General features: G+C 30.6%; 12 protein-coding genes. 5 read left to right on the forward strand and 7 right to left on the reverse strand.

The genetic code is table 11. From position 1 onward, the window contains the following. Window positions 1-249 precede the first annotated feature (249 nt). Entirely contained in the window at window positions 250-1884 is a 1635-nt protein-coding gene (locus tag CN946_RS21755; protein WP_098862956.1) for a peptide ABC transporter substrate-binding protein, read from the reverse strand. A gap of 388 nt (window positions 1885-2272) precedes the next feature. On the opposite strand from CN946_RS21755, the gene pssA reads away from it, so the two are divergent. Continuing rightward, complete coding sequence (gene pssA, locus CN946_RS21760) at window positions 2273-3007, forward strand: CDP-diacylglycerol--serine O-phosphatidyltransferase (protein ID WP_098428987.1); 735 nt, start codon at window positions 2273-2275, stop codon at window positions 3005-3007. 312 nt (window positions 3008-3319) lie between these two features. Continuing rightward, window positions 3320-4258, forward strand: coding sequence for a metal ABC transporter substrate-binding protein (locus CN946_RS21765; protein WP_098862957.1), 939 nt, complete (start codon window positions 3320-3322; stop codon window positions 4256-4258). Between the two features lie 36 nt (window positions 4259-4294). Here CN946_RS21765 and CN946_RS21770 read toward each other — a convergent pair whose 3' ends face one another. Next, window positions 4295-5578 (reverse strand): MDR family MFS transporter, encoded by a 1284-nt coding sequence (locus tag CN946_RS21770; protein ID WP_098862958.1) that lies wholly within the window; start codon window positions 5576-5578, stop codon window positions 4295-4297. A gap of 202 nt (window positions 5579-5780) precedes the next feature. Between CN946_RS21770 and CN946_RS21775 the strand changes: the two genes are divergently transcribed. Continuing rightward, window positions 5781-6830 carry a YkvI family membrane protein gene (locus tag CN946_RS21775; protein ID WP_098862959.1) on the forward strand — a complete coding sequence of 350 codons (1050 nt, stop codon included), beginning with the start codon at window positions 5781-5783 and terminating at the stop codon, window positions 6828-6830. Here the strand turns inward: CN946_RS21775 and CN946_RS21780 are convergent. From CN946_RS21780 to CN946_RS21795, 4 genes are all read right to left on the reverse strand, one after another. Further along, window positions 6827-7195 (reverse strand): DUF3979 family protein, encoded by a 369-nt coding sequence (locus tag CN946_RS21780; RefSeq protein ID WP_098862960.1) that lies wholly within the window; start codon window positions 7193-7195, stop codon window positions 6827-6829. The genes CN946_RS21775 and CN946_RS21780 overlap by 4 nt on opposite strands. 137 nt (window positions 7196-7332) lie before the next feature. After that, a complete protein-coding gene (locus tag CN946_RS21785) occupies window positions 7333-7710 on the reverse strand; it encodes a hypothetical protein (RefSeq protein WP_069031962.1) in 378 nt (125 codons plus the stop codon). 81 nt (window positions 7711-7791) lie between these two features. Next, window positions 7792-9957: a DNA topoisomerase III gene (locus CN946_RS21790; RefSeq protein ID WP_098862961.1), complete on the reverse strand. Its 2166-nt coding sequence runs from the start codon at window positions 9955-9957 to the stop codon at window positions 7792-7794. 166 nt (window positions 9958-10123) lie between these two features. Then, window positions 10124-10348: a hypothetical protein gene (locus tag CN946_RS21795; protein WP_098862962.1), complete on the reverse strand. Its 225-nt coding sequence runs from the start codon at window positions 10346-10348 to the stop codon at window positions 10124-10126. Window positions 10349-10655: 307 nt separating this feature from the next. On the opposite strand from CN946_RS21795, the gene cspD reads away from it, so the two are divergent. After that, window positions 10656-10853, forward strand: coding sequence for a cold-shock protein CspD (cspD, locus tag CN946_RS21800; protein WP_056466512.1), 198 nt, complete (start codon window positions 10656-10658; stop codon window positions 10851-10853). Between the two features lie 156 nt (window positions 10854-11009). After that, window positions 11010-11255: a DUF2564 family protein gene (locus CN946_RS21805; protein ID WP_098429803.1), complete on the forward strand. Its 246-nt coding sequence runs from the start codon at window positions 11010-11012 to the stop codon at window positions 11253-11255. Window positions 11256-11872: 617 nt separating this feature from the next. Here CN946_RS21805 and CN946_RS21810 read toward each other — a convergent pair. After that, window positions 11873-12058 carry a zinc-finger domain-containing protein gene (locus CN946_RS21810; protein ID WP_098862963.1) on the reverse strand — a complete coding sequence of 62 codons (186 nt, stop codon included), beginning with the start codon at window positions 12056-12058 and terminating at the stop codon, window positions 11873-11875. Window positions 12059-12072 lie beyond the last annotated feature (14 nt).

Genomic DNA, 12072 nt, shown 5'->3' on the forward strand with positions numbered 1-12072 from the left:
GATTAAAGTTGGACAAATATGTATTTTTTTTAAAAATTTTCAAAAAAAAATCATATTTTAAAATTTAATTTCTGCTATGCAAGTTCAAAACAAAACCATATCCAGCTAAGAAAATAATCATCTGGACAACTTTTAACATTTACTTTTAAACTTTTTCTTATACACAAAAAAAGAAAATAAACCCTTTAGTTTATAACATAAAACTTCCTAAAAAAGAGAAGGGTGATCCCTTCTCCTTTTTGTTTGATATTATTTTTTTTCGTTAGATGCCCATTTGTAAGAGAAATCTCCGCCAAATTTGTGAGCAATAATACCTTTAACTGAATCTTTTTGTAAATATGCACGACCGCGTTGGTAAATTGGTGAAATACCAGCTTCATCCATAATTACTTTTTCAGCTTCAATCATATCATCCCAGCGTTTTTGTGGGTCTGCTTCTTTCTTAGCAGCATTTACAAGCTGATCATACTGTGGATTGTTGTATGCCATTTCATTGAATGGGCTGTTAGATAAGAACATATCAATAAATGTCATTGGATCTGGATAGTCTGGACCCCAACCTGAGAATGAGAAGTCATAATCTAATTTTTTCTCGTTATCAAGTTTAATTTCAAACGGTTGTGGAGCTACCGTAATTTTTAAACCTGGTAAGTTCTTCTCAAGCTCTCCAGCTACATACTCAGCAGCTTTTTTGCGAGTTGTATCATCATAAGAAAGCATTTTTAACTCAAATGTATCTTTACCAAGTTCTTTTTTAGCTTCTGCCCATAATTTTTTAGCTTCTTCGACATTATATTTGTTAAAGTCACCATTATGATCACGGAAATCTTTTGAATCCGGTCCTTTTACCCACTCAGAAGGTACTAACCAGTATGCAGGTTTAGAACCATCATTTAAAATCGTAGATGTAATAGCTTCTTTATCATATGCTAAGTCAAATGCTTTACGAGCATTAGCATTTTTAAAGATTGGTAGTTTTTCATTGAAACGGAAGAATACTAAACGAGCATCTAATTGCGTTTGGTATTCAGGGTCATTTTTATATTTATCAACGTACTCAGAATCAAGCATTACTTTATCAATATCGCCGTTTTCATATAAGTTAACTGCCGAAGAAGTATCTTTAACTACATTGTATTTGATTTCATCTAACTTAACTGAATCCTTGTCCCAATATTTTGGATTCTTCTTTAATGTAAAGCTTTGCTCATGCTTCCATTCACTTAAAGTAAACGGACCATTGTATAATTGAGTATTTGCTTCTAAGCCATATTGATCCCCTTTAGACTCAACCCACTTTTGATTTTCAGGTAAGTATGTCCCAAAAGTAGTTAATTGTAAGAAATAAGGAGTTGGTTGTTCTAGTGTTACTTGTAATGTTTTATCATCTAGTGCTTTCACACCTAATTGGTCTTCTGGCATTTTACCATTGAAAATTGCTTCAGCATTTTTCACATAGTATAAAATGAATGAATATTCAGATGCAGTTTTTGGATCTACAGCACGTTGCCAACCATAAACGAAATCATTAGCAGTTACTGGCTCACCATTTGACCATTGTGTATCACGTAAATGGAATGTATATGTAAGACCATCTTTACTAACTTCAACCGAATCTTTCTTAGCAACTCCGTCTACTACTTCGTCACCCTCTCCTAAACGAAGTAAACCTTCATTTACGTTGTCTAAAACTTCAAATGACATTGAATCAGTAGTTTTTGCTGAATCCATTGAAGGAATCTCAGTAGTTGTAGTTAACCTTAACGTTTGCTTCTTATCCTTCTGTGAGTTAGTTGCTGTTTTTTCTGTGTCTTTGCCACAAGCTGCTAGTACCGTACTTAGTACCAATAAACTTGAAACAGTTGTTGCTAATCTACGCTTCATTAGAGCACCTCCATATATTAGTGATTATTCATTTTATAATTTACTTATTTTTCTGAAAAATCACTTTTTACTTTTTCAATATACTACACATTTTTCAGAAAAAAAAGTATTTTTTTAATATTTAATTTATTTTTTATTAAATTCCCCCAAATTCCTAGTTCAAATATCATAATTTTTATTATTTTTAGTGTAGTGCAATATGATTGTAATACTATTCACATATTTTTTCGGTGCAAAATACGACATTTTTTAAAAGACTTTATGTCGATTCTACAAACATTTTATGAACTTAATTATTAGTTTCCATTATTACTAAATTTTGGGTTATAATATATCTTATTGAATTTGAACATATCTATTTTTTATATCAATTTTAGGAAGTGAATGTATGATAAGAAAAAGTATTCCAAACCTATTTACTCTAGGGAATTTGTATTGTGGGTTTCTATCGATCGGCTTTGCAGCTAAAGGAGAATTTAGAAATGCCGCAATTCTTATTTTAATAGGAATGATGCTCGATAGTATGGACGGTCGAGTTGCTAGAGTTTTAGGAGTCCAATCACAATTAGGAAAAGAACTAGACTCTTTAGCTGATATAGTTACTTTTGGAGTTGCACCTTCCTATTTGGTATATTGTACACAATTTTCAACTGAAGGGATCTTTGGTCTAGGAATTGCTGGTTTATTCCCTCTGTTTGGGGCATACAGATTAGCAAGATTTAATGTTACACCGATTTCAACATCACTAAAATATTTTACTGGAGTACCAATTACAGCAGCTGGTGGTCTTGTTGCCTTCTTAACATTATTTGGAAGTCGTATACCGCAAATAGTCATCATAACAGTTTTTGTTGCATTAGCATTCTTAATGGTTAGTAGAATTAAAATTCCAAGCTTTAAAGATATTCCGATTCCTAAATATGCTACAATTATTACGATTTTTTTAGGATACGCATTATATCTAGTATGGCATGCTAAAAAAGTACAATGGCCATTCTTTATTTATATAGCAATTCCGCTTTATATCTTCTTTATTTTCTTTCAATTTTTCAAAAGTAAAAAGAAACAATCAAGTAATGAAAATAAGAAACCACGTAAATTCCGTTTAAAAAGAAAGTCTTAATAAAAAGTATGTTTTGATGCATTGTTTCTCATCAAAGCATACTTTTTTTATCTATTTATCCTTTAAATCGCATTTTTCTTGCAGATTAATAATTACTGTTCTATAATGACAAAGGATTAAATCGTATTTATTACGATTTTGAATATTTTAAAAAAATATGTACTAAATTGTTTGATAAGAATTATCTTACATTTTTTTTAAAAGTTAAAAAGGAATGATTACGAATTAATTAAAATTTTTTAACTTTATTCGTTTATTAACAACCTCATTATAAAATACTAAAATGATTAACTTTTTTAGGGAGAGAAAAAAATGAAATTTAAAAAATTAGCAATCACGACATTGCTATTAACAAGTGTAGTTCTGTCAGCTTGCAATAAAGACACGCATCAGCAAAGTACTAAAAATAAAAATAAACTAACAATTTATACAACTATTTATCCTTTACAAGATTTTGCTAAAAAAATTGGTGGTAAATACGTTGATGTACATTCCATATACCCTACTGGTGTTGATACTCATGATTTTGAACCAACTTCTAAGCAAATTGTACAAATCGCAAACTCCGATTTATTTGTTTACAATGGTGCAGGTATGGAACCTTTTGCAGATAAAATCAAAGATACACTTAAAAATAATCATGTTGCAATCTTAGAGGCAACTAAAAATATTGAATTAATAAAGTCAAACGAAGAAGAAATTGAGGAAGATGAAGATCATCATGACGTTGATCCACACGTTTGGTTAGATCCATCTCGTGCAAAAATTGAAGCACAAAATATTAGAGATGAATTAGTTAAATTAATGCCAAAAAACAAACAATACTTTGACGCAAATTATGATAAAATTGAAAATCAATTTGATGAACTTGATAACGAATTAAGAAATTTAGTTTTACATTCTGCACGTAAGGATATTGTCGTTTCTCATGCAGCATATGGATATTTGGAACAACATTACGGAATTGAACAAATCCCAATCACAGGACTTTCCCCTTCTCAAGAGCCATCACAGAAGGATTTAAAGAAAGTTGTTGATTTTGTTAAAGAACATCATGTCAAATATATTTTGTTCGAAACGTTTGCTACACCAAAAGTAGCAACAGTTGTAAAAAATGAAACCCATGCTGAAATCTTAAGACTTAACCACCTAGCAACTATTTCAGAAGATGATTTAAAGAAACACAAAGATTATTTCGACTTAATGCAAGAAAATATCGACACGCTAGATAGGACATTAAATAACCGTTAAAAAGAGGACCCAGTTTGATGGGTCCTCTTTTACTACTTATCCTACCTTCATATTATCAGAAAACGGTTCAGGTTTTTTCTTGATTTCTTTAAACATCAATTCAAATAAATATGCTCCTATCAAGGCTAGGATCGAAATTATGCTAAATGTCCATTTATATCCGATTAGCCCGGCTAGTGGAATCGTTAATGGTGCAATCGTTCGTCCGAGTGACCATCTTAAACCTGCTGCCGCGAAATACTGTCCACGTTGATTTTCGGGAGCAATTTTTGCAATAAATGAGTTCTGATTTCCTACAACTAATATCTCACCCAAAGTGAAGAGCGCCATTGCAATAAAAATAACATAGGCTGATAGCGTGAATCCAAACAATAACATAGATAAAGCATAACAAACAGATGATGCAAAAAATAAAAATCTTTCATTAAACTTATTGGCAAATTTCGTTATTAAAACTGTAAATAATGCTACGATTAAACCGTTTTCGGCAATGACCCAGCTAAATAATGTTCCACTATTTGTCTTTAAAGTAAAATCACCAAAACTAAATAATGTTTGAACAGGAATACTTTCTTTTATATAAACCGCTAGTAATAAATCTAATTGAGTAAAAGTTTGAGAGATTAATATACCAGCTGCAACAAATAAGAAAAAAACCTTATCAGTAAAAATTACACGATAATTCTTTACTTGTTTAATTAAAACTTTTGAAATAGACGCTTCTTTTTCTTGTCTAACAGAGTCTGGTAATGACTCCTTTATTAAAAGTAGAATCATAAAAGCGACAATTAAAAAGATCAATGAAGATGTAGTAAATAATAAAAATCTTGCTTTGAAAAATAAAATCCCACCAATAATTGGTCCGATTACTACATTAATATTTATCATCGTATAAAAAACAGCGAAGACTAAGTTTCTTTCATCTTTATCCTCAACTGTATCTGCCACCATAGCCGAACTTGCTGGATTATACAGCATTCCTGTGACACTAATAATTGCAAATCCTAAAAAAGTTAGCCATGGCGAATTTAAAATTGGTGAATTTGCAATTGTTAGCAAAATCATTCCTCCAGCTTGAATGAAAGCTGAAATTACCATCATTCGTTTTCGGCCATACGTATCAGCTAAATATCCTCCGATTAAATTTGCAAATACCCCAACAGCTTGAGAGCACATAAGTAAGATCCCTGCTGTCACTTTACCTAGTTCTTCAGCAAAATAAATTGCTAAAAATGGTAAATACATCCAAAAGAATAGTCCAAAGAAGAACTCAGCAACAAGCCTGATCTTCATATTAAAATTCCATTTAAGTATATTCATGATGTCCGTCCCCCTAACCTTCTCACTTTAACATAATTAAAAAATTGCGTAAATTGAATTTTAATTGGTACTTCCTTCTTCTATGAAATCTATAACAAAAAAAAGCATTTAGTTGATTTGTTTATAAACTTTTACTAAGGGAGCATGTCTATTTTCCTAAAATGTATCATACAATTTAGTACTACATTTAGGAGGACTTCCTATGAAATTCAACTTTAGTAAAGAAGCTCGAAATATAGCCTTTACGTATGTCGGAACAGTGATTGGAGCAGGGTTTGCCACGGGTAAAGAAATTGTAGAGTTCTTTTCAATTAACGGGGTATTTGGTGCAATGGGGATCCTTTTTGCCACTATATTATTTTGTTGGTTTGGAACTAAAATTATGACAATTGCTCATACATATAAATTAAATTCTGCTCAGCAATTTAATGTACTTTTGTTTGGAGAACTCGGAGGAAATATTATTAATGGGCTATTATTCTTTGTTTTAATTGGCGTTACAAGCGTCATGTTGTCTGGTGCTGGAGCTGTATTTAAAACTTACTTACATTTTGATTCATTTATCGGATCATTACTTTTTATTATTTTGACTTTTATGGTTTTAAGAAAAGGGACAAGTGGTTTATTCAGTCTAAATAATACGGTAGTCCCAATTATGTGTGCTTTTATTCTCGCAGTTTTCATAAACTCACATTTACCATTTACGATGCATGAAATAACACTAGACCATATTTTACCTTCTATTAATACGCTTAACTATACAGTGTTTACAAAACCAATAACCTATGTTTGTTTAAATATGGCATTAGCCCAGGCAGTTTTAGTACCCATTGGTTTTGAATGCAAAGAAAAATCTTCTATTGTTCAAGGCGGTGTATTAGGCGGTCTAATATTAGGCACTATTTTATTACTAATTCACCTGAACGTATCAGGTGTAACCAATTTTCAACAATATGAAATTCCAATGGTAGAAGTAATCAAAAAAATCCATCCAATTTTCTATTACTTTTTCCTAATGGTTATTCTAGCTGAAATTTTCACCACACTAGTTGGGAATATATATGGGATGTCTAGACAAATTAATTCATATATCCGATTAAATACAAATTTAGTCGTTATCTTATTATTAATTTGCTGTCTGTTCATTAGCATTATCGGCTATGGTCCATTATTAACATTCCTTTATCCACTTATCGGCTGGATTAGTTTTCTTGTAATCCTAACCTTACTAAAACCTAAAAAATCATCTTAATCGCAATCATCGCAAACTTCATAATATAAACCAAATTCAATGTGTAACTTTGGCTTCCATTGAATCTTAAACATCCTACTTTGCCAACGTTCTAATACAAATTGAATTGAATTTTCATCATGATCGTTTATTAAGATCATTTGATGAACTTGTAGGCTTTTTACTGAGAAGCGATTTTCATTTTCGATATACCAATCAATCGTTAACTCATCGTATTCATTTATAATAAACTTAACATAAGTGCTCGGTTTATCTTTCAGGCTCATCTCGCTAAATATACCTTCGTCAGTCACAATAATCGGATAATCACCTTTATCATCTTTTTCTAATTTTATTTGAAAGGTATTTTCTAAAAAACAAATCATTTTATCACCTTCTAATTTATGATATGTTGATAGTTTAACAAATAAAGACAGGAAAAGACAGGAATATGCCGGTGCATGGATTTTGATTCTTAAATTGAAAAAGGATTACTTCTTATTTAAAAGAGTAATCCTTTTTTTTATTTTCGATTGTATAAAGCTTTATATTTAGACCATGTATTTCTTCTTTCTTTCATTAAACTAATGAATTCCGGTTTACATTCATCCAAATTAGTTAACGCTACAAGTTCGTTATTTTTCCATTTTGTTACAATACCTTCTGTCGTATAAATTAAGTATTGGTATTCTAAGTAACTTCCTAACGTTGATAAGCTTATTTGTTCAAAAATATTTTCTGCAAAACTGTTAGAAAATGATACACATACCGGCCTTGTGCCCACTCGATCCAAGTCAAGGACATGTACAATTTTCCGATTACAGTCTATACATAATGAATAGACGGAAGGAACAATTCCACCAGTTAGAAAAACTTGTTCATTGCTATAGAATTCCTTCACTCTAATCCTCCTATTATCATTGTATATAAGTATATGCAATAAAAAATAGAATTGACTAGTTAAATTACATTATGCCCCACTTTATTTAATGGAATTTTGGATAAACATAATCTTCCCTGATTCATTAAATTTTAAAGAAGCCTCAAATTCTTTACCATCCTTTGAAAATCCTTTAATAACTTCTGTAGTCTCACCGTTTAATAACTGCTTCATTAATGCCTTTGTAATTGTTTTTCCTAATATTTTTTTTGAAATTGTAACTCCACATTTTGTTTTTTGGAATTGATCACAACCATAAAATGAACCTTTATCGATCATTTTACCATCGCATTTAATACATTTTCCAACACTAGTTGATTTTTTCTTCGGCCCAAACTTAGAATTTTGCATTTCTTCAATTTTAAACTCTGAAAAATTCCATATCTTCTCGTTTTCATATGCATCAAGAATTATTTTTTCAGTTAATTTTTTTGTTTGTTCCATAAACTCAAGACTACTTGCTTTTCCTTCACCAATTTCACTTAATCTCTGTTCCCATTTTGCAGTCATTTCAGGTGAAGTTAAAATATTTTCCCCTAGAGCATAAATTATAAGCTTCCCCTTATCCGTAGCGAAAACTTGATTTTTTTTAACTTCAATATATTTTCTATTTTTTAAAGTACCAATAATACCAGCCCTAGTTGCCTCAGTACCTAGTCCTTCAGTTTTATTTAGTATTTTCGTTAATTCCGGATTATCAATATGTTTTCCGGCAGACTTCATTAATGTTATTAATTGTCCCTCTGTATATCTTTTAGGTGCTTGAGTTTTCTTTTCTTTTACCTCTACCTTTTTAACAATTCCTTCTTGTCCAGTTTCAACAACGGGTAAATTTTGTTCTTCTGTATTTTTTTCTTTTGATTTTTCGAATATGACTTTACGCCAACCTTCTTGAACCATTATTTTCCCTTTTGAAATAAAAGTCGCTCGCCCGTCTACTAACGTATGAATTGTTGTATAATCAAAAATTGAATTAGGATAATGTGCACTAATTAAACGATTTACAATTAATTCATATATTTTCAATTCCTCATCATTCATTTTATGGATATTTGGTACTTGCTCAGTAGGAATAATTGCATAGTGATCAGTGACCTTTTTCTCATTAACGTAGCGACTGTTATTTAATATAGATTGATTTGGCAGAGGGAAGAATTTTGAAAATTGCTCAATATTTTCAAGTTTCTTCAATATATCTGGGAGCATCATTGCTTCTTCTTTCGTAATAAAACTTGAGTCTGAACGTGGGTATGAAATATTTCCTTTGACATAAAGTTTTTGTGCAATCTCGAGAGTTTTTTGTGGTGAAAATTTATATTTACTGTTTGCATCAGCTTGGAGCGCCGATAAATTATAAAGAAAAGGTGGTTGAAACTCTTTTCTTTCTTGCTCAATATCAGTAATTTTTACATTTTTATTTTCACAAAAGCCAGCAATTTTTTCTGCTAATTCCTTTGACATAATTTTTGATTCTAATTCATTATGCCATTTCCCAAAAAACTTTTGCTTATCAAATTGAAATGTAGCAAAAACCTCCCAATAAGGTTCGGAATTAAACCTTTCAATCTCAAGTTCTCTTTTGACAATAAGAGCGAGTGTTGGGGTTTGAACTCTTCCTAACGAAAATACATCCTGGATTCCTTTTTTTTGTAAATGTAATGAATATACTCTTGATGCATTCATCCCAACTAACCAATCAGCACATGCACGGCTATACGCCTCAAAGAATAAGCTTTTTGTTTCACTTTCATCCAATAGTTGACTAAATCCTTTTTTAACAGCATTTTCTGTTAATGACGAAATCCAAAGTCTTCTCATTGGCTTTTTATTTCCAGCTAAATTTAAAATAAGGCGAACGATATGTTCTCCTTCACGCTCACAGTCACCTGCAAGAATTATTTCATTAACTTCATCTAAGTGGACTAAATTCTTTATGATTGAAAATTGATCCCATTTCCCTTTTGTTACTTTATGCCCAAAGCGATTAGGAATAATTGGTAATGTATTTAATGACCACTTTTTCCATTTTTCATCATATTCTTCAGGTGATAACAACTCACATAAATGCCCAATAGCCCAAGTTAAATAAGCACCTTTTGGAAAAAACTCGTTAGGTTGAATGACTAAGAACCCTTTTTTCTTTTGGAACTTAAAAGGGGCTGCAAGCTTTAAACCTTGATCGGGTTTTTCGGCAATAATTAATTTCATTTTTTTCCTCACAATTTAAACTAATTTTTGTATCACTTTATTTATTAGATATAGAGTTATTATATAACTTATGTATTGGTAGGGAAAGCAGGAAGAAACGAAAAAAGGCAGTGCCAAAAGAATTCATTCTCTTGGATTGCCTTTTATTCTTCTTGGTTAGATGCTTTTAACTACACGCTGGATTACGTGGTATTTGTATAAATTCTACTTCTTCTAATATTTTAATTCGTTTTGTTACAAGGACAACATAGTTAGCTGTCCATATATATTGAGGAAAGTTATTTTCGTCAACCATCATTGCTTGAAATGTATCATTCATCATTTCTTCAAATATTTCCTCTGTTATTAAATCATTTTCAATTTTAAATTCAATCCATTCACAATGAATCATGTTCATCTCTCCGTCTCTATATAAAGTGAAATCAAGATTGATTCTTAGTAGTAATAATTTAAACTACTTACTATGGTTGTAGTATATCATGTACTTTTCTATTTGTGAATATCTTCACAAACTTACATAAACTTTTTATTTTATTTATGAAATTTTTAAGTCAATTGAATGTATATTTTGATATTAAGCGCTTACTTGACTTATAATCTTAATAGTTGTATATTAATTTCAACATTTATTATTAAAATTATTAATAAATGGAAATTCTTTCGCGCTTCATGTGCAATGTTTTAGGAGGAAAAGAAAAATGCAAGGAAAAGTAAAATGGTTCAACAATGAAAAAGGTTTCGGGTTCATCGAAGTTGAAGGTGGAGACGATGTATTCGTACATTTCTCAGCAATCCAAACTGACGGATTCAAATCTTTAGAAGAAGGTGCTGAAGTTTCTTTTGACATTGTTGAAGGTAACCGTGGACCTCAAGCTGCTAACGTAGTAAAGCTATAAAATAAACTTGACTACATAAAGGACTGATTTATCAGTCCTTTTTTATTTTTTATTAAGAGAAAAATTATTCAGTATACTTAAACAAAAAAATCCTCTCGCTTTTCATGATTCCTATTTTATTTGGGAATAATACGAAGTGAAATAAGGAGGGTGTTTATGTCAAACTTTAATAATTTTGAGGATGTAGAAATGAAAGTTAAAGCTGCTCAAAAGCTTGTAGGCTATGCAACAATGAGCATGGACGAGCAACAATTAACAGATGCAACAACTGCAGTTAATCAAGCAAGAGAACAGCTTGAAAAAATGAAGGGCCTTGCTACTGATTTAGATGATGAGTTTTTAAAGAAACAAGAAGAAGACTTAATGCAAGTTGAGCAACAAATAAGAGAAGCTCAGATATAATGAAAAAGAGGTTGTCTCAAAAGTCAGGTTATCGGACTCAGAGACACCTCTTTTTTAATCGTTAAAATATTGTTTTATATACAAAATACGAACGTTTGGGAACATTATATTATCACTTTAACTATGTTAATTTAAGTAGTGAGGGTATCCCAATAGTACTTTTCATCTATAGTTAAAAAATCATTCCTTATTTATGATTATTAGAGTATTTTTATATGATGATTTAGTATGTGTTAGAGCATATTTTGTAGTTTTCCATTTCAATGATTCCACTATTGTACAATTATTAGCTCTTAATACCCTTACTGGTATAGGTAATAATTAAATTAATTTGCGATAATCTTGGATTTAATTGCAGTTTTGTAAATTTTATTTGCGGTTCTCAATTTTTAATTGCAGATTTGCTAATTTTTATTTGCGATTTCCGGATTTTATTTGCAGTCCAAGCTTCTTTTCTAACATTTCATTCTTAATTGCCGTTAAAAAGAGGGTTCCCATTATGTAATACATATGGGACACCCTCTTTTTTAATTTTGAATAACGACTCAGTCAATAATAGTAAATTTACGTAAACATTAGTTATCAAAGTTTGCTATATTCCATTTAATAATTAAGAGTTAACAATCAGAAGTTAATTGCTTACCGGTCGTTTTTATTTTTTCTCCAACTGTACATTTATTAATACAAAATGATTGTGCGAATTTTTGACTATGGTCTTTTCTAAAATGTTTATAGACAAAACAGCCATCGCAATAAGTCTTTATTAAAGAATCTATTTCCTCCAAGATTTCTTTACGTTCCATAATTCAATTCACCT

Origin of the sequence: Bacillus sp. AFS053548 (assembly GCF_002575105.1) — a bacterium.
GTDB lineage: Bacteria > Bacillota > Bacilli > Bacillales > Bacillaceae_G > Gottfriedia.

Bases quoted from the DNA above. Each gene is read 5' to 3' on its own strand.
- CN946_RS21790 (WP_098862961.1), bottom strand. From the start codon at position 9,957: ATGAAATTAATTATTGCCGAAAAACCCGATCAAGGTTTAAAGCTTGCA.
- CN946_RS21795 (WP_098862962.1), bottom strand. From the start codon at position 10,348: ATGATTCATTGTGAATGGATTGAATTTAAAATTGAAAATGATTTAATA.
- CN946_RS21780 (WP_098862960.1), bottom strand. From the start codon at position 7,195: ATGATTTGTTTTTTAGAAAATACCTTTCAAATAAAATTAGAAAAAGAT.
- CN946_RS21810 (WP_098862963.1), bottom strand. From the start codon at position 12,058: ATGGAACGTAAAGAAATCTTGGAGGAAATAGATTCTTTAATAAAGACT.
- pssA (WP_098428987.1), top strand. From the start codon at position 2,273: ATGATAAGAAAAAGTATTCCAAACCTATTTACTCTAGGGAATTTGTAT.
- cspD (WP_056466512.1), top strand. From the start codon at position 10,656: ATGCAAGGAAAAGTAAAATGGTTCAACAATGAAAAAGGTTTCGGGTTC.
- CN946_RS21805 (WP_098429803.1), top strand. From the start codon at position 11,010: ATGTCAAACTTTAATAATTTTGAGGATGTAGAAATGAAAGTTAAAGCT.
- CN946_RS21775 (WP_098862959.1), top strand. From the start codon at position 5,781: ATGAAATTCAACTTTAGTAAAGAAGCTCGAAATATAGCCTTTACGTAT.
- CN946_RS21770 (WP_098862958.1), bottom strand. From the start codon at position 5,578: ATGAATATACTTAAATGGAATTTTAATATGAAGATCAGGCTTGTTGCT.
- CN946_RS21755 (WP_098862956.1), bottom strand. From the start codon at position 1,884: ATGAAGCGTAGATTAGCAACAACTGTTTCAAGTTTATTGGTACTAAGT.
- CN946_RS21765 (WP_098862957.1), top strand. From the start codon at position 3,320: ATGAAATTTAAAAAATTAGCAATCACGACATTGCTATTAACAAGTGTA.